This window comes from Streptomyces sp. NBC_01276, from assembly GCF_041435355.1.
In the GTDB taxonomy this organism is placed as follows: domain Bacteria; phylum Actinomycetota; class Actinomycetes; order Streptomycetales; family Streptomycetaceae; genus Streptomyces.
The window spans coordinates 3,511,708-3,535,176 of record NZ_CP108442.1; the positions used below are offsets into that span (position 1 = coordinate 3,511,708).

Annotated in this window: 22 protein-coding genes and 1 tRNA gene; 11 read left to right on the forward strand and 12 right to left on the reverse strand. The window is 73.2% G+C overall.

The annotated features are described in order from the left end of the window. Positions 1–20 precede the first annotated feature (20 nt). Positions 21–446 (reverse strand): alternative ribosome rescue aminoacyl-tRNA hydrolase ArfB, encoded by a 426-nt coding sequence (arfB, locus tag OG295_RS15355; RefSeq protein ID WP_356875980.1) that lies wholly within the window; start codon positions 444–446, stop codon positions 21–23. Positions 447–608: 162 nt separating this feature from the next. Between arfB and OG295_RS15360 the strand changes: the two genes are divergently transcribed. Both OG295_RS15360 and OG295_RS15365 read left to right on the forward strand, forming a co-directional pair. Then, positions 609–1,184, forward strand: coding sequence for a TerD family protein (locus OG295_RS15360; RefSeq protein WP_371677399.1), 576 nt, complete (start codon positions 609–611; stop codon positions 1,182–1,184). Between the two features lie 68 nt (positions 1,185–1,252). Beyond that, entirely contained in the window at positions 1,253–1,768 is a 516-nt protein-coding gene (locus OG295_RS15365; RefSeq protein WP_371677400.1) for a GNAT family N-acetyltransferase, read from the forward strand. A 5-nt stretch (positions 1,769–1,773) separates the two neighbouring features. Here the strand turns inward: OG295_RS15365 and OG295_RS15370 are convergent, their stop codons facing one another. Together OG295_RS15370 and OG295_RS15375 are read right to left on the reverse strand one after the other, a co-directional pair. After that, positions 1,774–3,216, reverse strand: a complete 1,443-nt coding sequence (locus tag OG295_RS15370; RefSeq protein WP_371677401.1) for a M1 family metallopeptidase — start codon at positions 3,214–3,216, stop codon at positions 1,774–1,776. Between the two features lie 80 nt (positions 3,217–3,296). After that, the gene (locus OG295_RS15375) at positions 3,297–3,839 is read right to left on the reverse strand and encodes a heme-binding protein (RefSeq protein WP_371677402.1); all 543 of its coding nucleotides are present in this window, start codon (positions 3,837–3,839) and stop codon (positions 3,297–3,299) included. Between the two features lie 540 nt (positions 3,840–4,379). Here OG295_RS15375 and OG295_RS15380 point away from each other — a divergent pair. After that, on the forward strand, positions 4,380–5,522 hold the full coding sequence (locus OG295_RS15380) for a sensor histidine kinase (RefSeq protein ID WP_371681202.1): 1,143 nt from the start codon (positions 4,380–4,382) through the stop codon (positions 5,520–5,522). Continuing rightward, positions 5,519–6,142: a response regulator transcription factor gene (locus OG295_RS15385; RefSeq protein ID WP_030232421.1), complete on the forward strand. Its 624-nt coding sequence runs from the start codon at positions 5,519–5,521 to the stop codon at positions 6,140–6,142. Before OG295_RS15380 ends, OG295_RS15385 begins: the two co-directional genes overlap by 4 nt. An 11-nt stretch (positions 6,143–6,153) precedes the next feature. On the opposite strand, the gene OG295_RS15390 is transcribed toward OG295_RS15385, so the two are convergent. After that, positions 6,154–8,085 (reverse strand): multicopper oxidase family protein, encoded by a 1,932-nt coding sequence (locus OG295_RS15390; RefSeq protein WP_371677403.1) that lies wholly within the window; start codon positions 8,083–8,085, stop codon positions 6,154–6,156. A gap of 489 nt (positions 8,086–8,574) precedes the next feature. Here OG295_RS15390 and OG295_RS15395 point away from each other — a divergent pair, with 489 nt between their 5' ends. Continuing rightward, a complete protein-coding gene (locus tag OG295_RS15395) occupies positions 8,575–9,705 on the forward strand; it encodes a M4 family metallopeptidase (RefSeq protein WP_371677404.1) in 1,131 nt (376 codons plus the stop codon). A 48-nt stretch (positions 9,706–9,753) separates the two neighbouring features. After that, on the forward strand, positions 9,754–10,257 hold the full coding sequence (locus tag OG295_RS15400) for a hypothetical protein (RefSeq protein ID WP_371677405.1): 504 nt from the start codon (positions 9,754–9,756) through the stop codon (positions 10,255–10,257). A gap of 120 nt (positions 10,258–10,377) precedes the next feature. Here the strand turns inward: OG295_RS15400 and OG295_RS15405 are convergent, their stop codons facing one another. Further along, positions 10,378–11,067, reverse strand: a complete 690-nt coding sequence (locus tag OG295_RS15405; protein WP_371677406.1) for a pentapeptide repeat-containing protein — start codon at positions 11,065–11,067, stop codon at positions 10,378–10,380. An 85-nt stretch (positions 11,068–11,152) separates the two neighbouring features. Here OG295_RS15405 and OG295_RS15410 point away from each other — a divergent pair, with 85 nt between their 5' ends. Continuing rightward, the gene (locus OG295_RS15410) at positions 11,153–12,145 is read left to right on the forward strand and encodes a zinc-binding dehydrogenase (protein ID WP_371681203.1); all 993 of its coding nucleotides are present in this window, start codon (positions 11,153–11,155) and stop codon (positions 12,143–12,145) included. Positions 12,146–12,216: 71 nt separating this feature from the next. On the opposite strand, the gene OG295_RS15415 is transcribed toward OG295_RS15410, so the two are convergent. The 3 genes from OG295_RS15415 to OG295_RS15425 form a co-directional block, all read right to left on the reverse strand. Continuing rightward, positions 12,217–12,693, reverse strand: a complete 477-nt coding sequence (locus OG295_RS15415) for an N-acetyltransferase family protein (RefSeq protein ID WP_371681204.1) — start codon at positions 12,691–12,693, stop codon at positions 12,217–12,219. A gap of 143 nt (positions 12,694–12,836) precedes the next feature. Next, the gene (locus OG295_RS15420) at positions 12,837–13,772 is read right to left on the reverse strand and encodes an aminoglycoside phosphotransferase family protein (RefSeq protein ID WP_371677407.1); all 936 of its coding nucleotides are present in this window, start codon (positions 13,770–13,772) and stop codon (positions 12,837–12,839) included. Beyond that, entirely contained in the window at positions 13,762–14,496 is a 735-nt protein-coding gene (locus OG295_RS15425) for a DsbA family protein (RefSeq protein ID WP_371677408.1), read from the reverse strand. Before OG295_RS15425 ends, OG295_RS15420 begins: the two co-directional genes overlap by 11 nt. Positions 14,497–14,670: 174 nt before the next feature. On the opposite strand from OG295_RS15425, the gene OG295_RS15430 reads away from it, so the two are divergent. Beyond that, positions 14,671–16,050: an NAD(P)/FAD-dependent oxidoreductase gene (locus OG295_RS15430; protein ID WP_371677409.1), complete on the forward strand. Its 1,380-nt coding sequence runs from the start codon at positions 14,671–14,673 to the stop codon at positions 16,048–16,050. A 49-nt stretch (positions 16,051–16,099) separates the two neighbouring features. On the opposite strand, the gene OG295_RS15435 is transcribed toward OG295_RS15430, so the two are convergent. Then, positions 16,100–16,173: transfer RNA gene (locus OG295_RS15435), tRNA-Thr, on the reverse strand. 208 nt (positions 16,174–16,381) lie between these two features. Between OG295_RS15435 and OG295_RS15440 the strand changes: the two genes are divergently transcribed. The 3 genes from OG295_RS15440 (at position 16,382) to OG295_RS15450 (ending at position 18,981) form a co-directional block, all read left to right on the forward strand. Then, entirely contained in the window at positions 16,382–17,476 is a 1,095-nt protein-coding gene (locus tag OG295_RS15440) for a sn-glycerol-3-phosphate ABC transporter ATP-binding protein UgpC (RefSeq protein ID WP_266840693.1), read from the forward strand. A 258-nt stretch (positions 17,477–17,734) separates the two neighbouring features. Next, entirely contained in the window at positions 17,735–18,148 is a 414-nt protein-coding gene (locus OG295_RS15445; protein WP_371677410.1) for a hypothetical protein, read from the forward strand. A gap of 53 nt (positions 18,149–18,201) precedes the next feature. Next, on the forward strand, positions 18,202–18,981 hold the full coding sequence (locus OG295_RS15450) for an NDP-sugar synthase (RefSeq protein ID WP_371677411.1): 780 nt from the start codon (positions 18,202–18,204) through the stop codon (positions 18,979–18,981). Between the two features lie 228 nt (positions 18,982–19,209). On the opposite strand, the gene OG295_RS15455 is transcribed toward OG295_RS15450, so the two are convergent. The 3 genes from OG295_RS15455 to cysS form a co-directional block, all read right to left on the reverse strand. After that, positions 19,210–20,769, reverse strand: coding sequence for a DoxX family membrane protein (locus tag OG295_RS15455; protein ID WP_371677412.1), 1,560 nt, complete (start codon positions 20,767–20,769; stop codon positions 19,210–19,212). 201 nt (positions 20,770–20,970) lie between these two features. Continuing rightward, positions 20,971–21,942, reverse strand: coding sequence for a 23S rRNA (guanosine(2251)-2'-O)-methyltransferase RlmB (gene rlmB, locus OG295_RS15460; protein ID WP_371677413.1), 972 nt, complete (start codon positions 21,940–21,942; stop codon positions 20,971–20,973). Positions 21,943–22,055: 113 nt separating this feature from the next. Next, positions 22,056–23,459 carry a cysteine--tRNA ligase gene (gene cysS, locus OG295_RS15465; RefSeq protein ID WP_371677414.1) on the reverse strand — a complete coding sequence of 468 codons (1,404 nt, stop codon included), beginning with the start codon at positions 23,457–23,459 and terminating at the stop codon, positions 22,056–22,058. Between the last annotated feature and the right edge of the window lie 10 nt (positions 23,460–23,469).

The following is a 23,469-nucleotide window of genomic DNA, read 5'->3' on the forward strand; positions in this document are numbered from 1 at the left end:
GAGTACGGGGCGGGGCCCGGTTACCAGTCCCGGCCCGTGCGGCCGCGCTTCGTCTCGCCGCGGGCCTTCTTCTCCCGCAGACGCCGCTCGTTGATCCCCCGGGGGATCTTCGTGGCGCGGCGCGCCTTCGGCGGTGGGGCCGTGGCCTCCGCCAGGAGCGAGGCCAGCCGGACCAGGGCCATCTCCCGGTTGCGGAACTGCGATCGGTGCTCGGAGGCCCGTACCGTCACCACCCCGTCCACCAGCCGGGACGCGAGCCGCTCCAGCGCCCGTTCCTTCCACACGTCCGGCAGCGCCTTGGTCGCCGCCACGTCGAAGAGCAGCTCCACCCGCGAGTCCGAGGTGTTGACGTGCTGGCCGCCCGGCCCGGAGGAACGCGAGAAGCGCCAGGCGAGCTCCGCCTCGGGGAGCACGACCGAACCGCGGATGACATAGGGACCAGGCATGCCCCTATGATCGGCCCCCGCCGCGGCCTCCGTCACCCCGATTTCGGGGCGCCCCGGGCGGTTCGGAACCTACCGGACCCCTCCCTGCGTTATGAAGGACAGCAGTAACGTGACCACGACCACTGAGCGCGGTCATGTGACGAGGAAGGGACACCAGTCAAAATGGCAGTAAGCCTGTCCAAGGGCGGCAACGTTTCGCTCACGAAGGAGGCCCCCGGCCTCAGCGCCGTCACGGTCGGCCTCGGCTGGGACGTCCGTACGACGACCGGTGTCGACTTCGACCTGGACGCCTCGGCCATCGCGGTCAACGCGACCGGCAAGGTCGTCTCCGACGGTCACTTCGTGTTCTTCAACAACAAGTCCACCCCGGACCAGACCATCGTGCACACCGGTGACAACCGCACCGGTGAGGGCTCGGGCGACGACGAGGCCATCAACGTCAACCTCGCCGGCCTGCCCGCCGACGTGGACAAGATCGTCTTCCCGGTCTCGATCTACGACGCCGAGTCCCGCAGCCAGAACTTCGGCCAGGTCCGCAACGCCTACATCCGCGTCGTGAACCAGGCCGGCGGCGCCGAGATCGCCCGCTACGACCTCTCCGAGGACGCCGCCACCGAGACCGCCATGGTCTTCGGCGAGCTCTACCGCAACGGTGCCGAGTGGAAGTTCCGCGCGGTCGGCCAGGGCTACGCCTCCGGCCTCACCGGCATCGCCCAGGACTTCGGCGTCAACGTCTGATCCGCGTCCGGCCCGGTGAAACCCCCTTCCCCGAGCCCGGGGCAGGGGGTTTCGCTACCGTTCGACGGGTGATCCTGCAACCGCTCGTGCCCGTGGACGGCGCCCTGCCCGGCCCGGTCCTCACCGAGATCGCCGCGCTCTACGCGACGAACCGCGCGTTCTTCGAACTGAGCGGCGACTTCCCCGACCCGGCCCGCATCACCGTCGAGCAGGTCGCCACCGCACTCGCCGACGAACTCGCCACCGACAGCGCCGAGGTGTTCCTGGCCCGCTCCGCGGGCCGGCTCGTCGGCCTCGTCGTCACCCTCGCCCACCACCCCGACCCGGCCTCCGGGGACCCGGACCCGTGGATCGGCCTGCTCCTCATCGACTCCACCGCGCACCGCGAGGGCCACGGCCGCACGGTGGCCGGCCTGGTCGAGGACCGCTTCCGCACCGCCGGGCGCGCGGGCGTACGGCTCGCCGTACTGGAGGACAACGCGGCCGGCCTCGCCTTCTGGCAGGCCCAGGGCTACACCGTCCTGCGCCGCGCCAAGGACCGTGAACGGGGTCGCCCGTGCCGGGTGATGCGCAAGGAACTCTGAGGGCCTCAGGGCGCGGTGGGACGGTCCTCGCCGTGGAGCCAGACGTCCCACACGGCCTTCAGGTCGTGGCCCGTGCGCCGCTGCGCGTACGCCGTGAAGTCGGCCGTGCTCGCGTTCCCGTGCCGGTGGTCGGCGGCCCAGCCGCGCAGCAGGTCGAAGAACGCCGGGTCACCGACCTGCTGGCGGATCCGGTGGAGCACCATCGCACCCCGGTAGTACACCGGATCGTCGGAGATGTGCTCCGGTCCGGGCGGGGAGGCCGGCGGGAAGGCCGCCCAGTCGCCGTCCGCGTGCGGATCGACCGAGGTGTCGCCGGCCAGGAAGGCGTCGAAGCGCCGCTGCGCGCTCACCCCGCCGTGTTCCTCCGACCACAGCCACTCCGCGTACGTCGCGAAGCCCTCGTTGAGCCACATGTCCTTCCAGGACTTCGGTGACACCGAGTTCCCGAACCACTGGTGCGCCAGCTCGTGCAGGACCGTTTCCTCGTCGGGAGCGCCCGAGTAGACCGGCTTCGTCTGCGTCTCCAGCGCGTACGTGAGGGTCTGCGCCGGCATCACGATCGAGCCGACGCTGCCGAAGGGGTAGGGACCGAACTTCGCGGTCCCCCAGTCCACGATCTGCGGCAGCCGGGCCAGCGCGGCCTCGCTGCCCGCCGCCTCGCCGGGCGCGACCGCGTCGTAGACCGGGACGCCCGAGGGGGTCCGGCCCGTCGTCACCTTGAACCGTCCGATGGCGACGGTCGCGAGGTAGCTCGCCATCGGCTCGGGGCTGTGCCACGCGAACTCGGTCTGCCCGTCCGCCACTTCCCTGCGGGAGCGCAGCTCGCCGTTGGACACGGCCTCGTAGCCGTGCGGGACGGTGACGGTGATGTCGTACGTGGCCTTGTCACCGGGGTGGTGGTTGCCGGGGAACCAGCCCATCGACCCCACGGGCTCGCCGACCGCCACGGCGCCGTCCCCGCCCGCGATCCAGCCCTCCTTGGAGCCGTCCGGGTCGACGACGGGCTTGGGGCGGCCGCCGTAGTCGATCTCCGTACGGAAGACCTCGCCCTTCTTCAGGTCCTTGGCCGGGCGCACCGTCAGCTCGTTGCCGGTCCGGTTGTAACGGGCGCCGGTGCCCTGGACGTCCACGCTCTCGACCTTGAGGCCGCTCAGGTCCAGGTTGAAGGAGCTGAGGCCCTGTTCGGCACGGGCGGTGATGACGGCGGTGGCGTGCAGCAGACCGTCGGCGGGGTCGTAGGCGAGGTCGAGGGCGTAGTGCTCGACCTGGTAGCCGCCGTTGCCGGCGCGGGGGAAGTACGGGTCGCGCAGCCCGGACGCGCCGGGCCGCCCCTGCACGGTGGCGCCCGTACATCCCGTGGCCAGGGCGGCGAGGGAGAGGAGGGCGGCGAGTGCGGGGGCGGCGAGGCGGGTGAGGCCGGTGCGGCCGGGGAGCGCGGGGTGTTCCACGGGTTCGATCCTAAGCGGGTGCCCCGGACGGGGGGCGGGGCCGCGGTCGGGTGCCGACGGAGCCACCCGGCCGCTGATCCCTACTTCTCGCCGAGGGCGTCGGCGCCGGCCTTGGCGAACTTCTCGTCCAGGTCGCCGCTCGGGGCGCCGGCCACGCCGATGCCGGCGACCGGGGCGCCCTTGGCCTGCACCGGGGTGCCACCGGCGAGGAAGAGGGTGCCCGGGATGTCCTTCAGGTTCGGGGTCTGCGCGAGGCGGCCCGCGAGCACCGAGGTCGGGGCGTTCCAGGACACGGCGGTGAAGGCCTTGCGCTCCGCCGACTCGTACGACTGCGGGCCCGCGCCGTCGCCGCGCAGGGTGACGAGGGTGTTGCCGTTGCGGTCCACCACCGCGACCGTCACCTTCTGGTTCTCCTTCTCCGCCGCGTGGAGCGCGGCCTGGGCGGCGCGGGTGGCGGCGTCGACGGTGAGGTGGGTGGAGGTGGTGAAGTTCCGGTCGTCGTCCTTCTTGGCCGCGGCCTGGACGGGGGCGGGGGTGGCGCTCGCGCTGACGGCGCCGAAGGTCCCGGCGCCGAGGGCGACGGCGAGGGCGGTACCGGTGAGGACGCGGGTGCGGGTGTTCATGGCTGCTGCTCCTGGTGGTCATCGGCTCGACTGGCTGCTCCAAGCCTCCGCCGGAACCACCCCCGCTCCCGTCCCCGTACCGGCTCGCGGCGACGAGCGCACCGGTTGACGCGGGGGTCATCCGATCGGTCGATGCGGTGGCCCCGGCCGGGCGGTTCTCCTGGGGGCGGGGCTCGGCCCGGCCGGTCCCTTGCCCTGGCAGGGCGCGGCGGGACCGGGCACCGCCGGGTGTCTTCCGGCCCCGCCGGCAGATCCGGCCCGCCGGTGATCGGGGCGCGGGGAGCCGGGGGCCGGCCCCCGTCGAGCGGACCCGCACCCGCACGGCTACGTCGCCACCCGTCCGGCCCCGGCCGGCAGGTCCCGCCCCGCCGGCGATCGGGGCACGGGATCCGGGGGCGACCCGCCCTCGCCCGGCCGACGGCCCGGCCGGGGCGACGTCACAATGGATACCGCCCTTCCAGCACCAGGAGCCCCACCGTGCGCAACCCCCCGCGGCCGCACCCCACCGCCTCCGACGACACCCGCGGCCTGGCCACCGTCATGCACGTGGCGTTCTTCCTGCTCCTCGGCGCCTCGGTGGCCCGCTTCCTGCTCCGGCACCCCGGCGAACCCCGTACCCCCTGGGTCATCGCCCTCAGCATCGCGCTGGCCCTGCTCTACGTCCTCGGGCCCGCCGTCGGCGCCACCCGTACGCTGCCCGCCACCGCGCCCCCGACCCCCCTGCGCCGCCGGCTGTGGCTCGGGCTGGTGGTGGCCACCTGGGTCGTGCTCGTCGTACTCGCGCCGAGCTTCGCCTGGTGCGCCGTCCCCCTCTTCTTCACCGCCCTGCGCACCCTGCCCCCGCGCGCCGCCGTGGTCCTCGTGGCCCTGCTCACCGTCTTCGTCGTCGCGGCCCAGCTGAGGCTCTCCACCGCCTTCGACCCGAACCTCCTGGTCGCCCCGCCCGCCGTCGCCGCCCTCGCCACGGCCGTCTTCGTCCACATGGAACGCCAGGCGCAGGAGCAGCGCGCGCTGATCGACGACCTGATCCGGACCCGCCGGGAGCTCGCCGCCACCGAGCGCCGCGAAGGCACCCTGGCCGAGCGGCAGCGCCTGTCGATGGAGATCCACGACACCCTGGCCCAGCACCTGTCCAGCCAGCAGATGCTGCTCCAGGCGGCGGACCGCACCTGGGAGAGCGACCCGGGCACCGCCCGCGCGCACGTCCGTACCGCCACCGACATCACCGCGCGCGGCCTGGCCGAGGCGCGCAGGCTCGTCCACGACCTGGCTCCGCCCGAGCTGGACAACGGCACCGGCCTGGCCGAGGCCCTGCGCGCGCTGGACGCGGGTCCGGGCATCGAGGTCCGCTTCCACCTGGAGGGCGCCCCGGTGCCGCTCCCGGACCGCGCCGAATCGGCCCTCCTGCGCATCGCCCAGGGGGCCCTGGCCAACGTCCGCGAGCACTCGGGCGCCCGTACGGCCGCCCTGACCCTGAGCTTCCTCGGCGACCAGGTCGTCCTGGACATCGCGGACGACGGCGCCGGCTTCGCCGAAGCCCGTCCGGCCTCCTCCGGCCGCGGGCACGGCCTCCCGGCGATGCGCGCCCGGGTGCGCCAGCTGGGCGGAAGCCTGACGATCGAATCCACCCCGGGCGAGGGCACCGTCCTCTCGGCCGTGATCCCCCTGGAGCCCGCCCGATGACGACGATCCTCCTCTGCGACGACCACGTGGTGGTCCGGGCCGGCCTGCTCGCCCTGCTGGGCAGCGAGCCGGACATCGAGGTGCTGGGTGAGGCCGGCAGCGGTGAGGAGGCGGTCGCGCTGGCCGCCAAGCTCCGCCCGGACGTGGTCCTGATGGACCTCCAGCTGGGCGAGGGCATCGACGGCGTCGAGGCCACCCGCCGCATCACCGCCCTGCCGCAACCGCCGCACGTGCTGGTCCTGACCACGTACGACACGGACGCGGACATCACGCGGGCCATCGGCGCGGGCGCGACGGGCTACCTCCTCAAGGCGGAACGCCCCGAGGAGCTGTTCGCCGCCATCCACTCGGCGGCGGCGGGCCGCACCACCCTGTCCGCGCCCGTCGCGAGCCGGGTCATGGCCCACATGCGGGGCACCCGCCCGACGCTCACGGACCGCGAACTGGACATCCTGGGCCAGCTGGCCCGCGGCCTCGGCAACCGGGACATCGCCCGCGCCCTGTTCATCAGCGAGGCGACGGTCAAAACCCACCTGGGCCGCATCTACGACAAGCTCGGCGTCGACACCCGCGCGGGCGCGGTCTCGGTGGCCAAGGAGCAGCGCCTCCTCCCCTCCTGACGGGCTCCCCGTCAGCGACCGTGACCGTGACCGTGGCCGTCGGGGTGGCCGCCGCCGGGTTGGCCGTCGTCGTGGTGGCCGTCGTCGTGGTGGCCGTCGGGGCCGACGATCGTCCACGGCCGCATCAGGTCGTCGTCCTCGTGTTCGAGGATGTGGCAGTGGTGGACGTACGTGGCCGGCAGCTCGGCGCCACTGCCCGGAATCCCCGCGATCGTCTCCGTCGGCGGGGTGAACTCCCGGATGACGATCCGGGTCACCGTCTCCGGATACGACTTGACCGTGTCCTTGTCGGACCGCGCCTCGTCCGGATCCGGCGGGATGGGCGGGCCGGTCAGATGGTTCGCCAGCACCGGCCGGTCCTCCGGCTTGCGGCCGCCGTCAATCCACTTCTCGTAGTCGTCCTGGTAGGCCGCCGCATCGATCGGCTGCCTGTTCAGCACCTGGAAGTTGACGAGGTGGACGTGCATCGGGTGGGCGTCGTGATTGGGATTGATGTACTCCCAGATCTCGGTCGAGCCCGCCTCGATGAAGTCCTGGGACGGCTCCATGAAGGGCACCGCGTTGAACGTCATGGTGCTGAAGAGTTTGTGCTGGTAGAGGACCCATTCCCGCCTACGGGTGTGGGGTTTAACCTCGATCCTTTCGACCTCCGGCAGCGCGAGTTCCCTGGGCGGCGTCGTCCTGTCCGCACCTCCGGACGGCGGTTTGACGACATGGAATTCCATGACGTCCGTGATGTCCGGGCCGTCGCCGCCGGGGAAGTGCACCGGGGCGTTGTAGTTCATCAGTTTGACCTTCGTGCCCACCGGCATCCGGCTGAAGTCGACGATCAGGTCGTACCTCTCGGCGGGCGAGATCAGGAAGTTCAGCATCTGCAGCGGAGCGCGGAAACCGCCGTCGGTGCCGATCAGCCAGAACGGCAGCGTCGGCTGCGGCAGCACGTCCCTGGGCACGCTGAACATGAGCCGCCAGAAACGCTCGTTCGAGGCGTTGAGCACGCGCAGCCGGTAGCGCCGCTGCTCGACGGCCAGGAAGGGGTACGCCTTCCCGTTGACGACCGGGGTGTCCTCGCCCTGCTGCGCGGTCATGGTGTAGGCGAGCGAGCCGTCCGCCTTGAAGGTCCGGTCCTGGAGGACGATGGGGACCTCGTATTCGCCCCGCGGCAGCCCGAGCCGGTCGTCGGCGGGGTCGCGGACGACATAGAGGCCGGCCAGACCCGCGTAGACGTTGACGCTGGTCATCCCCATGCCGTGATCGTGGTACCAGAGCAGGCACGAACGGTCGTGGTTGGTGTAGGCGCAGATCGCCTCGTTGGGCTTGACGCGGCTCGGGTCCAGGGTGGTGTAGGACTCGGCGTGGAAACCGTCCGGGCTGTACGACTGCAGCGGCATCCCGTCGGACTGCGGTGCCGTGAAACCGCCGTGCTGGTGCACGACGTTCCACACGTTGAGGTTCCGGGGGAAGGGCGCTCGGCTCTCGTAGGGGGGCGGAGCGATCGGGGCGAGCTGGGGGTCCCCGTTGTGGATCTTGTCGATCACGTCCTGGAACAGGTGCGTGGTCGGCAGGTGGTTGCGGTACTTGACGACCGTCGGGCGGTCCCTCGTCACGTCGAGGGTCGGCCCGAGGTAGCCCATGCCGATCGGCTTGCGGGGGTCGTGCGGGTTCGTGGCCCAGTAGCCCCACACGGTCGCCGGCCCGAGATCCCGGTGGAAGCGCCAGGAGCCCTGCCGCATCGTGATCTCGTAGTAGTCGGCGCCCGGATAGGCGGACGGATCCGGGACGGCCGTCAGCGGCCTGGGCAGCGGGTCGACGAACTTCGCCAGCGGAGGGGTGTGCGGCACCGCGGTGTCCGCGGCCGCCGCCCCGTGACCGTCCGACGCGTACGCCTGCGCTCCCAGAACACTCCGCGGAAGCGCGACCGCGCTGCCCAGGGCACCGGCCATGAGGAATTTCCTTCGCCCGAACATTTCTCCCGCTTTCCCTCGCCACGCGCAAGCCCCCAGGGATACAGGGACGGTTCGGCGCGCCGCCACAAAATTCCGCCTTGGTCCGGGAAAGCCACTCATTCGAGCCGGTCCGGGCGATAATTCTACGGGCTCCGAATTCGGGTCGAACGATTACCGCACATCCGAATACACATAAACCCATCACGCCCGGTGCGGCCCTTTATGAATACCGGCGGGCCCGGCGGCCCGGCACCCCGGCGGCTCCGCGCGGCGGGAGCGTCCCCGGCGGGGCCGCCAGGCCCTGTCCCCGGCGGGGCCGCCAGGCCCTGGGTCACCGGCGACCGCCCGCACGCGGAATTGACGGGATCCGGACACCCGGGCCCGGTCTTCGGACAACCCGGCCCGGTTTTCTGTCGCAGGCCTGCCGGACCGGCTCCCCCCGATGGCACGCTCACTCGCGCCACCCCCACCCGCGAAGGAGTTCCCGTGCCCCACCCCACGCCCTCCCGCCGCGCCCGCCTCGCAGCCGCCGCCCTCCTCGGCGCCGCCCTCGCCCTCACCGCCGGCACGGCGACGGCGAACACCACGCCCACGGCACCCACCGCCACCGGTACGGGCACCGGCACCGCCACCGGCACCGGCACCGGCACCGGCACCGGCACCGGCCAGTACTCCGGCACCGTCCCCCTCGGCACCACCCCCGCCGGCGCCACCTACCAGCTCCGCGACCCCTCCCGCGGCGACCAGCGCACCCTCGACGCCCTCAACCAGACCTCCGGCCCCGGCGTCCTGTTCACCGACTCCGACAACGTCTGGGGCACCGGCCTGCCCTCCAACCGCCAGACCGCCGCCGTCGACGTCCACTACGCCACCGCCGTGACCTGGGACTTCTACCGCGCCGCCTTCAACAGAAGCGGCGTACGCGGCGACGGGGCCGCCACCACCTCCCGAGTCCACTACGGGACCAACTACGGCGGCGCCTTCTGGGACGCGAGCTGCGCCTGCGTCTCGTACGGCGACGGCACCACCCCCGGCCGCCCGCCGACCTCGCTCGACATCGTCGGCCACGAGCTCGCCCACGGCCTGATCGGCTCCACCGCCAACTTCACCGCCGCCGGAGAGCCCGGCGCCCTCGGCGAGGGCACCGCCGACATCCTCGCCACCGCCGGCGAGTTCTTCGCCGAGAACAAGGCCGACGTCGGCGACTACCTCCTCGGCGAGCGCGTCTACGACGGCCCGCCCCGCCGCATGGACCGCCCCAGCGCCGACGGCGTCTCCCGTGACTACTGGTCCGCGGACATCGGCAGCCTCGACCCGCACGCCGCCTCCGGCCCCGCCCGCCACTTCTACTACCTCCTCGCCGAGGGCAGCGGCCCCAAGGAGATCAACGGGGTCGCCTACGACTCCCCCACCCACGACGGCTCCAAGCTCCTCGGCATCGGCCGCGACCGGGCCACCCGGATCTGGTACCGGGCCCTGACCCTGCACATGCGGTCCTCCACCAACTACGCCGCCGCCCGCACCGCCACCATCCAGTCGGCCATCGAGCTCTACGGCGCCGCCGCCCCCGAGGTCGCCCGCGTCGCCGCCGCCTGGAAGGCCGTCAACGTCGGCTGACCCGGCCCACGGCGCCGGGAGGGGCCCACCCGTGACACCATCGGGGACGTGCTCGACATCGGCTACTCCCTCTCCCGGCGCTTCCCGGACCCCCCGCAGACCGACTACCGCTCGGCGGACGTCCGGACCCTGCGACACGACCTGTTCTGCGGCGACGTCTACCTCGCGGACACCGTCAAGGACACGGAGGTGTCCACAGCCTGGGGATGGGTGCCGGTCCTCGACTTCGCCTGGGCCCTGTGCGACATCGTCGAGAAGCTCGACGAGGACCCCCGCGGCAGCCGCTCCGCCAACCGCCAGTACGCCGAACTCGACTTCACCGAATCCGCGGACCGGATGCTCTTCGAGCGCCGCTTCGGCTGGGTCGACATCGAGGCCGACTGGATGGACCCGGAGGAGCCCCCGCTGACCTTCAGCCACCGCCTGCTGCGCCGCGAGGCCCGCGACTTCCTCCACGACCTGATCGCGGACCTCATCGACATGCACGACGGCCTGGCCGACAACCCGGTCATCTGGACGCTCCAGTCCCGCTTCCCCCGCGTCCCGGCGTAACCCCGACCGAGCAGGCCGACGGGGACCCCCGGGACGCCCGGCGCCCCCGGACCCCGGCACCCCCGACGCCCGGGACCCCGGCACCCCCGGCGCCCGGGAGGCGGCGCAGTCACGCCCCGTCTACCCCTCCACCCGGAGCCCCAGCTGCGCCGCCAGGGCCGGGGCCAGGTCGAACAGCTGCGCCGGGCTGATCACCGCCCCGGACAGGGCCTCCACCCCGCGCGCGATCCCCAGCTCCGACGCCGCCCGCAGGTCCACGTCCGCCATCCGCGCCCCCGTGAAGTCCGCTCCCCGCACCACGCAGCCCCGGAACTCCACCCGCTCCAGCACCGCACCCCCGAAGTCCGGCTCCACCAGCACGCACCCGTCGAAGACCACGTCCTTCAACCGCGCCGTCCGCAGGTTGAGGTAGTCGATCTTCCCGCCCCGTACGAGCACCCGCTCCAGCACCGCCCCGTGCAACTGCGCCCCGCCGAGCCGCGCCTCCACCAGCTCCACGTCCCGCAGCGACGCCCCCGCCAGATCCGTCCCGACTCCCCGGACCCCCTCCAGCACCGAGTCCAGGATCCGCGCCTTCGCCAGCCCCGCCCCGTCCAGCGCGCACCGGCGCAGCGCGCAGTCCATGAACCGCGCCCCGACGCCCTCCTGCCCCGCCAGATCGAGGTCCGCGAACTCCAGTCCGTCGTAGTCCCCGTCCGGCTCCAGTCCACCGCCCTCCCACGCCACCAGCTCCGGCAGCCGGACCTCCGCCCGCCTCGCCGCCCTGACCGCTCCGGCCGCCTGCCCGCGCACCCGCTCGTTCCGCACCATCCCCCCATCGTGACCCACGGGACCGACAACGGGACGCCCTTGACCTCAACCACGCTTCAGGTCACAGGCTGGCCGCATGGACACCATGCGCGCCATCCGACTCCACGCCTTCGGCCCCGCCGAGAACCTCTCCTACGAGACCGTCCCCCGCCCCGTCCCCGGCCCCGGCCAGGTCCGCATCGCCGTCGCCTCCGCCGGCGTCCACCTCCTCGACGTCAACCTCCGCAAGGGCATCGAGGGGCCCCCGGCACCCCTGCCCGCACTCCCCACCACCCCCGGTCGCGAAGTCGCCGGCACCGTCGACGCCCTCGGCCCCGGCACCGATCCCGCCTGGCTCGGCCGGACCGTCGTCGCCCACCTCGGCTTCGCCCCGGGCGGCTACGCCGAGTACGCCGTCACCGACGCCGGCCGCCTCCACCCCGTCCCCGAGGGCCTCGACACCGCCCAGGCCGTCACCATGATCGGCACCGGCCGCACCACCCTCGGCATCCTCCAGTTCGCCGACCTCGGCCCCGGCTCAGTCGCCCTGATCACCGCCGCGGCCGGCGGCATCGGCACCCTGCTCGTCCAGTACGCCAAGAACGCCGGCGCCACCGTCGTCGCCCTCGCCGGAGGCCCCGCCAAGACCGCCCTGGCCACCGCCAACGGCGCCGACCTCGCCGTCGACTACACCACCGACGACTGGGCCGACACCGTCCGCGCCCACCACCCCGACGGCGCCACCGTCCTCTTCGACTCCGTCGGCGGCGCCACCGCCCGGACCGCCCTCGGCCTCCTCGCCCCCGGCGCCCGCCACCTCGTCCACGGCCGCTCCTCCGGCCCCCTCACCCTCACCGGAGCCGAACAGGACGACCTCACCGCCCGCGGCATCACCACCCGGGGCGTCCTCGGCCCCGCCATGCTCGAAGCCGTCGGAGCCCCCGACCCGATGCGCGTCCTGGAAACCCGAGCCCTCGAAGAAGCCGCCACCGGCCGGCTGCGCCCCGCCGTCCAGCGCTACCCCCTGGCCGAAGCCGCAGCTGCCCACCACGCCCTCGAAACCCGCGCCACCACCGGCAAGGTCGTCCTGGAGCCCTGACCCGCCTGCACACCGTCCCCCGCCGGATCCCGCCCGATCCCGCCCGGCCCGCCGGGATCCGCGGGGAGCGCTCACCCCTCCCCGCCCAGCTCCGCCAGCTCCCCGCCCGTCAGCCGGTACACCGACCACTCCTCCTGCGGCCGCGCGCCCAGGGCCTCGTAGAAGGCGATCGACGGCGCGTTCCACTTCAGCACCGACCACTCCAGCCGCCCGTACCCCCGCTCCCCGCAGATCCGCGCCAACTCCCGCAACAGCGCCTTCCCGTACCCGCCCCCGCGCGCACCCGGCCGTACGTACAGGTCCTCCAGGTAGATCCCGTGCGCCCCGAGCCACGTCGAGAAACTCAGGAACCACACCGCGAAGCCGACGACCTCGCCCTCGGCCGTCTCCGCGACGTGCGCGAACGCCGCCGGGCGCTCCCCGAACAGCGCCTCCTCCAGCTGCGCCTCCGTCGCCCGCGCCTCGTGCGGCACCCGCTCGTACGCGGCGAGTTCGCCGATCATGGCGCGGATGACGGGCACGTCGGCGACTTCGGCCTCTCGAATCAACATGCCCGCAGCCTAGGCACGCCCCGTCGGCGCCCCCCACGACCCGCACCCCCACGACTCGCACCCCCACCGGCCGCCGCCCATCCCGATCGCCACACACGACCCGCTCACCCTGCGCGACCCACTCACCCCACTCACCCCACTCACCCCGCGCACCCGATGCGCCCCGCACGCCCCAACAGCACCTCCGCCACCGCCACTTCCCGCTCCGGCAGCGCCACCTCCCCGTCCTCCACCTCCCACAGGCCGTTCTGCAGCACCCGCCCGAGCGTCCACGCCCGAGCCCGCTCCCGGTCCAGCCCCACCACCTCCGTCAACAGGTCGAACCGCCACCCGACCTCCTCCACCCGGAACCCGTTCACCAACGCCGGCAGCAACTCGAACCCCGGGTCCCCCGCCAGCGGCTTCGGATCGATCGCCAGCCACGGCTCCCGCTCCGCCGCCAGCACGTTGTCGAAGTGCAGGTCCCAGTGCAGCAACCGGTCCCCCGGCTCCGCCGCCACCTCCGCCAACGCCGCCGCGCAGTCCCGCAGCAGCCGCCGCTCCCCCGCGTCGGCCAGCCGCCCGGCCGCCTCCGGCACCCCCGCCAGCAGCCCCTCCGCGACCTCGCCCAGCCCCCGCAGCCCCTGCGGCGCCCGCACCGACGTCAGCCGCGCCAGCAACTGCGCCACCACCGTCACCGCCGCCCGCGGCTCCCGCTCCACCAGCCCCGACAGGTGCCGCCCCGCGTCCAGCCGCTCCAGCAGCAACGTCCCCGTCGGCCCGTCCCACTCCAGCAGCCGTACGCAGCCCCGCCCGTCCCACGCGCGCAGCGCGACCGGCTCCCCCGCGCTCTCCTCGTCCGGGACCAGCAGCTTCAACGCCGCCTCCGTACCGTCCGCCCGCACCACCGGCAGCACCAGGGCCGTCATCCCGTGCATCGCGGGCCCCGCCACCCGCAAGCCCCACCGCTCCAGGAACTCCGCCACCCGCCCCGGCAGCCCCTCGACGAACTCCCGTCCCGCCGCGCCGCCGTACCGCAGCTGCACCTCGACCAGCCCCGCCGGAATCTCGACCCCGGCCCCGTCCCTACGCGGCAACGCCCGCCTCCTGGAGGGTCCGCGCGAACCCGGCCGCGTCGAACATCGACCCGTCCTTCGCCCCCACCGGCTTCCCGTCCACCAGCACCGCCGGCGTCCCCCGCATCCCCGTCGTCTCGAAGGCCTCCTCCGCCCCGGCGACCCACCCCGTGTGGGTCCCCTCGGCCACGGCCCGGTCGAAGGCCTCCCCGCGCAGCCCCGGCACCCGGTCGGCGATCCGCAGCAGCAGCTCGTCGGTGAACCTCCCCTGCGGCTGGCTCGCGAAGACCGCCGCGTGGTACTCGGCGAACTTCCCCGCGTCCACCGACGCCCGCAACGCGTTCACCGCCTTCACGGAACCGCTCGCCCCGCCCTGGTCGAGGAAGGAGGCCAGCAGGTACTCGATCCTCACCTTGCCCTCGTCCGCCAGCTTCAGCAGCGTCTCCCCGCCCTCCGACTCGAACTTCGCGCAGGCCCCGCACCGCGGGTCCACCAGCACCTGAACGGTGCGCGGCGCCCCGGGCCGCCCCACGACGACCTTCGCCCCGTCCACGGCGGCGGGCAGCCCCGCGAGCCGGTCCGCCATCGGGCTGGTCCGCACGGCCGACAGGTCCGACGCCGCCGTGTCCGAGGCCGCGCCGCCCCCCGCTCCGCAGCCCGCCACCGCGCCGCCCAGCAGCGCCGCCGCCGCGACCGCCGCCAGGACCCGTCCCGCGCGCCCTGTCCTCCGTACACCCAGCTTCACCCGACGACACCCTCTCCATAAAGAACTCATAAACCGTAAAACCGACAAACCCCCCTCGACACCCTACGCAACGCCCCGCACCCCCCACATCGGCCATCCGGCCTGCCAACGCCCTCCGAAACACGACACCCCGCCCCTGGACACCCCTCGAACAGCCCGTGTACCAACTCCCCCATGACGATCAACGGCGGTATCTCCTTCTGGTACGCGACCGACACCACCGCCCCCCAGCCACCCCGCGCCCCCCTCACCGCCGACGCCACGGCAGACGTCGTCATCGTCGGCGGCGGCTACACCGGCCTGTGGACGGCCTACTACCTCAAGCGCGCCGCCCCCGACCTCCGCATCACCCTCCTGGAGCAGAAGTTCTGCGGCTACGGGGCCTCCGGGCGCAACGGCGGCTGGCTCTACAACGGCATCGCCGGACGCGACCGCTACGCCGCCCTCCACGGCCACCGGGCCGCCCTCCGCCTCCAGCACGCCATGAACGACACCGTCACCGAGGTCATCGACACCGCCGCCAAGGAGGGCATCGACGCCGACGTCCACCGCGGCGGAGTCCTCGAAGTCGCCCGCACCCCCGCCCAGCTCACCCGCCTCAAGGCCTTCCACGCCGCCGAACTCGGCTTCGGCGAGAGCGACCGGGTCCTCTACGACGCCACCGACACCCGCGCCCACATCGACATCGCCGACGCCGTCGGCTCCAGCTGGACCCCGCACGGAGCCCGCATCCACCCGCTGAAGCTGGTCCGCGGCCTGGCCGCCGCCTGCGAACGCCTCGGCGTGGTCATCCACGAGTCCACCCCCGTCACGGAACTCGCCCCCCGCCGGGCCGTCACCCCGTACGGCACCGTCCGCGCCCCGTACGTCCTGCGCTGCACCGAGGGGTTCACCGCCGCCCTCAAGGGCCAGAAGCGCACCTGGCTCCCCATGAACTCCTCGATGATCGTCACGGCGCCCCTCCCGCGGTCCGCCTGGGACTCCCTGGGCTGGTCGGACCGGGCCGTCCTCGGAGACATGGCCCACGCCTACATGTACGCCCAGCGCACCGCCGACGACCGCATCGCGATCGGCGGCCGCGGCATCCCGTACCGCTTCGGCTCGCGCACCGACAACGACGGCCGCACCCAGCCGGCCACCATCGCCTCCCTGTCCTCCCTCCTCTTCTCCTTCTTCCCGCAGCTCACCGGTACGGAGATCACCCACGCCTGGTCGGGCGTCCTCGGCGTCCCCCGCGACTGGTGCGCCACCGTCACCCTGGACGCCACCACGGGCCTGGGCTGGGCGGGCGGCTACGTCGGCTCCGGCGTGGCCACCGCCAACCTCGCCGCCCGCACCCTGCGCGACCTGGTCCTCGGCGAGACCACCGACCTGACCGCCCTCCCCTGGGTCCACCACCGCGTCCGCCGCTGGGAGCCCGAACCCTTCCGCTGGCTCGGCGTCCACGCCCTCTACGCCGCCTACCGCGAGGCGGACCGCCACGAATCGACCACCCACCGCCCCACGACAACCCCCCTGGCCCGCCTGGCGGACCGCATCTCGGGGCGCGGCTGAGGCACGCGAAAGGCCCCGGACCAAAGCGGTCCGGGGCCTTCGGAAGCAGAGCCCCCTGTCGGATTCGAACCGACGACCTACGCTTTACAAGAGCGTTGCTCTGGCCAGCTGAGCTAAGGAGGCAGGGCCGCCATCACTCTACACAGCGCCCTCTCCCCCAGGCCATCGTGTTGATCCCGCCGATACCCGCCACCCCGCCCGCGATCCGGCCCGTCAGATTGCTGACAGGAGGCGTCCGGGCGGGTAGCGTCGGGCGGAGTCCAGTCAGCTGGACTAGACCTTCCACTCGGATCGTCCGGCACGTTCCTGCCGGTAGAAGGGATTCACCACCATGGCTTCTGTGACTTTCGACCGCGCGACCCGGCTCTACCCGGGCGGCGACAAGCCCGCCGTCGACCAGCTGGAGCTGGAGATCGAGGACGGCGAGTTCCTCGTCCTCGTCGGCCCCTCCGGCTGCGGCAAGTCCACCTCCCTGCGCATGCTCGCGGGTCTGGAGGACGTCAACGGCGGCGCCATCCGCATCGGCGACCGCGACGTCACGCACCTGCCGCCCAAGGACCGGGACATCGCGATGGTGTTCCAGAACTACGCGCTGTACCCGCACATGACCGTCGCCGACAACATGGGCTTCGCGCTCAAGATCGCCGGCGAGGACAAGGCCACCATCCGCCGCAAGGTGGAGGACGCGGCGAAGATGCTGGACCTCACCCAGTACCTCGACCGCAAGCCCAAGGCGCTCTCCGGCGGTCAGCGCCAGCGCGTCGCGATGGGCCGCGCCATCGTCCGCAAGCCGCAGGTCTTCCTCATGGACGAGCCGCTGTCGAACCTCGACGCCAAGCTCCGCGTGTCCACCCGCACCCAGATCGCCGCGCTCCAGCGCGACCTCGGGATCACCACCGTCTACGTCACCCACGACCAGGTCGAGGCCATGACGATGGGCGACCGCGTGGCGGTCCTCAAGGACGGTCTGCTGCAGCAGGTCGACACCCCTCGCAACATGTACGACCGGCCGGCGAACCTGTTCGTGGCCGGGTTCATCGGCTCCCCCGCCATGAACCTCGTCGAGGTCCCGATCACCGACGGCGGCGTGAAGTTCGGCGCGAGCGTCGTCCCGGTCTCCCGCGCGGCGCTGTCGGCGGCCGCGGACGCCGGCGACCGCACGGTCACCGTGGGCGTGCGCCCCGAGCACTTCGACGTCGGTGACGCGGGCGGTCTGACGATCACCGTCAACGTGGTCGAGGAGCTGGGCGCCGACGGCTACGTCTACGGCAGCGCCCTGCTCGGCACCGACAAGACCCCGCAGGACATCGTGGTCCGCGTGGGCGGCCGCCAGGTCCCGGAGAAGGGCTCGACGATGCACCTGGTGCCGCGCGCCGACGAGATCCACGTGTTCTCCACGTCCACCGGTGCCCGCCTGTCCGACTGACGCGCGCGCACTCACGCACGCACGCGCAGGAGGGGCGTCCCGCCAAGGGGCGCCCCTTCGGCGTCAGTTGTGGACCGCGGTGCGGGCCGGCGGCGCGGAGCCCGGCACCGGCAGCCGCACGGACGGGGGCACGAACCGCGGCAGACCGGGCCATTCGGCCGCACCCGTCAACCCTTGATTCGAAAAGCCGCGTCGAACCATCCCCCGACCGGGTGACTAAATGTCGCCAAATCCTCACCGAGCGCTACTCTCGCCCTCGTGACCCACACTGCCCGCCGAATCGGCCGTTCCCTCGCCCTGGTCCTGCCCGTCGTCCTGGTCCTGTCCGGGACCCTCGCGGTCACGATGGTCCCCTGGGCGGACAACTCCCCTTCCCAGATCCTGACCGCCTCCGCCGAGGACGTCTCCGTCCCCGCGAAGCCGCGCGCCGCGCAGGACGTGCTGCGCGACCGGCTGCTCGGTGAAATCCGGCAGGGCGAGGAGCCGGGTGACGTCCTGACCCACCTCCAGCAGGAGGTGGACAGGCGTCCTTCGCTCGCCGACCACTGCGTGGGCATCGCGCGGGCCCTGGGCCGGGCCGCCGTGGACGCGTACGGGCCCACGAAGGCCCAGTCGTTCGCGCGCCCGGTGTGCGACACCTCGTACGCCTCGGGTGTCGCCTCGATGGGCTGACGCCCGCCGCGCCTGCCTCCGCCGGGGCAGGGGCCGTCCCTACGCTGGCGGCCATGAGCGATGTTCCCCCCGCACCTCCCGTTTCATCCCAACCCATCGACCGCGCGGCCGCGTTCCCGGCCTCGCCCACCCAGGCGGTCATCCTGGCGGGCGGCCAGGGATCGCGGCTGCGGCCGTATACGGACGACCGTCCGAAGCCGATGGTCGAGATCCCCGGGACGGGACTGCCGATCATCGGGCACCAGCTGGCCTGGCTGGCGGCGGAGGGGGTCACCGACGTCGTCGTCTCGTGCGGGCACCTCGCGGACGTGCTCCAGGAGTGGCTGGCCCGCGCCCCGTTGCCGCTGCGCGTGACGACGGTGGTCGAGGAGGAGCCGCTGGGGCGCGGTGGCGGCCTCAAGTACGCGGCCCGGCACCTGCCGTGCGGTGACCGGCCGTGGTACGCGACCAACGGGGACGTGTGGACGCGGTTCCCGCTGCGCGAGATGGCGGCCTTCCACGAGGAGCGGGGGGCGACGGCGACGCTGGCGCTGGCCCGGCCGCGGATCCCGTGGGGGGTGGTGGAGACGAACGAGTTCGGGCAGGTGCTGGACTTCATCGAGGCGCCGCCGTCGCCGTACCTGGTCAATGCCGGCGTGTACGTCTTCGCCCCCGAATTCACGGCGCTGCTGCCCGATTTGGGGGACCATGAGCGGACGACGTTCCCGCATCTGGCGCGCGAGCGGCGGCTGGCGGGCTTTCCGCTGCCGCAGGGGGCCTACTGGCGGGCGATCGACACGGCGAAGGACCTGACCGAGGCGGCACGGGAGTTGGCGGCGCAGAACGCCGCCTGAGCCTCCTGAGCGCCGTGACCCGCCCGCACCGTCCGCGCGCCCTCGCAGCCCGGCCCCCGCGTCCTGCCCCGACCGCGCGTCCCCGTATGCGCGTCCCCGTATGCGCGTCCCCGTACGTGGCCCTCGCACCCGGCCCTCGTACGCGGCTCCCGTACGGCGCTCCGCTGCCCGGCCCCCGACGCGGAAGGGCCCGGCGCGCTCGCGCCGGGCCCTTCGGGGCGGGTGGGGTCAGCCGAGGAGGCCGCCGACGAGGCCGGGCTTCTTGGCCGGGGTGTCCCCGCCGCCGCCCCGGCTCCCGGAGGAGGAGACCGGCGGCTGCTGCGGGCTGGACTGCTTCGGGGTGCTGCTGCGCGGGGTCTGGCCGCTGCCGCCGCTCCTGGTGGCGCTGGGGGCCCCGGAGCCGGTGCCGGTGCCGGCGGTCTCCCGGGTGGTGGAGCCGGTTCCGGTGCGGCCCGGCTTGGCGGAGGGTGTGGGGGCGGACGCGGAGGGGGTGGCGGCCTGCTTCGAGGGCTGCTGCTGCCTGACCGCGGGCCCGGACGGCTGGGCGGGGGCCTGGGGCAGCGGGCTGCCGGGGAGGTAGTTGCTGGGGGCCTGGCCGGGGCCGGGGACGGTGACGACGGTGCTGGAACGGACGGCGCCGCCGAGGACGGAGCCGATGAGGAGGGTGAGCCCGCAGACGACGGTGGCCATCACCGCGCCGCGGCGCAGGACGCGCCGGCGCAGCCGCCAGAGTTCGGCGCGGGGGCCGAGGGTGCGCCAGGCCTCTCCGGAGAGCCGGCCGTCGAGGGAGTAGACGGGCGCGCCGGCGATGATCAGCGGGCTCCAGGCGGCCAGGTAGATGATGTCGGGGGCGTCGTAGGCGGGGACGGTCTTCCAGCTGACCGTCATCAGCAGGGCGGCGGAGAGCAGGGCCCCGATGCAGGCGGCGAACCGCTGCCAGAGGCCGAAGACGGTCAGGACGCCGACGATGACCTGGAAGAAGGCGACGCTGAGGCCGGCTCCCACGGGGTGGGCCAGCGCGAAGTCGCGCAGCGGTTCGGCCAGGGCCCAGGGGTGCAGGGTGTGGAGCCAGCTGACCATGGAGCCGCGTTCGCCGCCGTCGAAGTAGACGGGGTCGCACAGCTTGCCCATGCCGGCGTAGATGGAGATGAAGCCGAGGAAGACGCGCAGCGGGAGCAGCACGACGCCGAGGTTCATCCGGCGGCCGGGGTAGTAGGAGGCCTGGGCGCGGGGGTCGGCGGGACCGCGCCGGGAGTCGGTGTCGGGGTACTGCGGGGGGTACTGCGGGGGGTACTGCGGGGGGTGGTGCGGGTCGTGCGGCCGGTGGGGCAGGTCCCGTACGGCGGACAGCGGGCGGGTCTCGTCCCCGTAGGTCCGCTGGCCGATGACGGTGGGGGTGGCGAGGGTGTCGTCGGCGAGGTCGTGGGCGAGGTCGACCCGGGGGATGGTCTGGGTGGCGCCGCCGTCGTATTCGTCGTGTCCGCGGCCGGCCTCCCGCACGGCCTGGAGGAGCCCGCCCGTGGCCGCGGCGTCGCCGGGGGCGGACTTGCCGCTCCAGACGACCGGGGCGCGGCGGCGGGTGGCTCCGGCGGCGGCGACCACGGCGGCGCCGAGTACGGGCGCGCGGCCGGGGGCATTCGCGGGCTTGGAACGCGCGCTCGGGCTCGGTGCGAGCCGCACGCGGAAGCTGGCGTGGTTGACGATGACCTGTGCGGGGTCGCACGGCACCTTGACCATGCTCAGCGCGGGCTGGTCGTCGAACCCTGACGTTCTGGTGTCCACACTCATCTAACCGAGTGATCAGTGTTTAGGACACTGCCTTGACGGCAGGGATCTGTCCGAGGCCCGTCAAGATCAAGTCACCCCGCCCGGAACGGGCGGGGTGACACGCTCACGGGTGACTCCCCGTGAGGCAAGTGGATCAAGCGGCGGGGCGGGCGGGCCCTGCCCCGGGGCCGCGGGAAGTGCCCGGCCCCGGTCCTGGCGCCGTCAGACGCGGCTGGCCTCGGCGCGGCGGCGGGCGGCCTCGTAGAGGACGACGCCCGCGGCGACACCGGCGTTGAGCGACTCGGCGCCGCCCGGCATCGGGATGCGGACGAGGTAGTCGCAGTTCTCGCCGACGAGACGGCCGAGGCCCTTGCCCTCGGAGCCGACGACGATGACGACGGGACCGGAGAGCGCTTCGAGGTCGGCGACGGAGTGCTCGCCCTCGGCGGCCAGGCCGACGATGGCCAGACCGGCCTTCTTGTAGTCCTGGAGGGCCCGGGTCAGGTTGGTGACGCGGGAGACCGGGGTGCGGGCGGCGGTGCCGGCGGAGGTCTTCCAAGCTCCGGCGGTCATGCCGGCGGCGCGGCGCTCGGGGATGACCACGCCGTGGCCGCCGAAGGCGGAGACGGAGCGGACGATCGCGCCGAGGTTGCGGGGGTCGGTGACGCCGTCGAGGGCCACGATCAGCGGGTCGTCGCCGTTGTCGTAGGCGTCGGCGGTGAGGTCCTCGGGGTGCGCGTACTCGTACGGCGGGACCTGGAGGACCAGGCCCTGGTGGTTGAGCCCGTTGGTCATGCGGTCGAGCTCGGGGCGCGGGGCTTCCATCAGGTTGATGTTGCCGCGCTCGCCGGCGAGCTGGATGGCCTCGCGGACGCGCTCGTCGTTGTCGATGAACTGCTGGACGTAGAGGGTCGTGGCGGGGACGCCGTCGCGCAGCGCCTCGAAGACCGGGTTGCGGCCGACGACCATCTCGCTGGTGCCCTTGGGGCCACCGCGGCGCGGGGCCGGGCGGCGCTTGGCGGCCTGGCGGGCCATGGCGCCCGCGATGCGGTTGGCCTTGTGCTTCTTGCGGTCCTCGGCCTTGGGCGTGGGGCCCTTGCCTTCCAGGCCCTTGCGCCGCTGGCCACCGCTGCCGACCGTGGCGCCCTTCTTGTTGGACGTGCGGCGGTTCCTGCGCTGGCTGTTCCCGGCCATGACCTCTACCTGTTTTCGTTGATGCTGCGATATGTACGTATGAAGAGTGTGCCGCCCGGAAGGCCGGGCGGCACAGTCGGACTGCTCCGGAGGGCCCTGTCGGTGCTGCGCGCCTAGCGCGGGCCGAGGGTCCAGCGGGGTCCGGTGGGGCTGTCCTCGATGACCAGGCCGGACTGCTGGAGCTGGTCGCGGATGGCGTCGGCGGTGGCCCAGTCCTTGCGGGAGCGGGCGGACTCGCGCTGCTCCAGGACGAGGCGCACGAGGGTGTCGACGGCGCCGTGCAGGTCCTCGCCCCGGTCGGCCGCCTCACCGGCCCAGTGCGGGTCGAGCGGGTCCAGGCCGAGGACGCCCAGCATGGCGCGCACCTCCGAGAGGCGGGCGATGGCCGCGTCCTTGTCGTCGGCGGCGAGGGCGCTGTTGCCCTGGCGGACCGTGGTGTGGACGATGGCGAGCGCCTGCGGGACGCCCAGGTCGTCGTCCATGGCCTCGGCGAAGCCCGGCGGGACCTCGGCGGCGGCCTCGACGGGCCCGCCCGCCTTCTCGATGACGCGCTGGTAGAAGCCCTCGATGCGGGCGAAGGCGGATTCCGCCTCGCGCAGGGCCTCCTCGCTGTACTCGATCATCGAGCGGTAGTGCGGGGTGCCGAGGTAGTAGCGGAGCACGATCGGGCGCCACTGCTTGACCATCTCGGAGACGAGGACCGAGTTGCCGAGGGACTTGGACATCTTCTCGCCGGACATGGTGACCCAGGCGTTGTGCACCCAGTACCGGGCGAACTCGTCGCCGAAGGCCTGGGCCTGGGCGATCTCGTTCTCGTGGTGCGGGAAGATCAGGTCCAGGCCGCCGCCGTGGATGTCGAAGGCCTCGCCGAGGTACTTGTGCGCCATGGCGGAGCATTCGAGGTGCCAGCCGGGACGGCCGCGGCCCCAGGGGGTCTCCCAGGAGGGCTCGCCGGGCTTGGCGGACTTCCACATGGCGAAGTCGCGCGGGTCGCGCTTGCCGGTCTCGCCGGTGGACTCCGGCTGGCGGATGTTGTCGAGCTCCTGGCGGGAGAGCGAGAGGTAGCCGGGGAAGGACTTCACGTCGAAGTAGACGTTGCCCTCGGACTCGTACGCGTGGCCGCGCTCGATGAGCCCGCGCATCATCTCGATCATCTCGGGGACGTGACCGGTGGCGCGGGGCTCGTAGGTCGGCCGCAGGCAGCCCAGGGCGTCGTAACCGTTGTTGAAGGCCAGCTCGTTGTCGTAGCCGATGGACCACCACGGGCGGCCCTGCTCGGCGGACTTCGCGATGATCTTGTCGTCGATGTCGGTGACGTTGCGGATGAAGGTGACGTCGTAGCCGCGGTACGCGAACCAGCGGCGCATCACGTCGAAGTTCAGGTAGGACCTGATGTGCCCGATGTGCGGGGCGGCCTGCACGGTCGCGCCACAGAGGTAGATCGAGACGCAGCCCGGAACGAGCGGGGTGAAGTCGCGGATCTGCCGGGCGCTGGTGTCGTACAGGCGAAGAGTCACGGCATCCAGG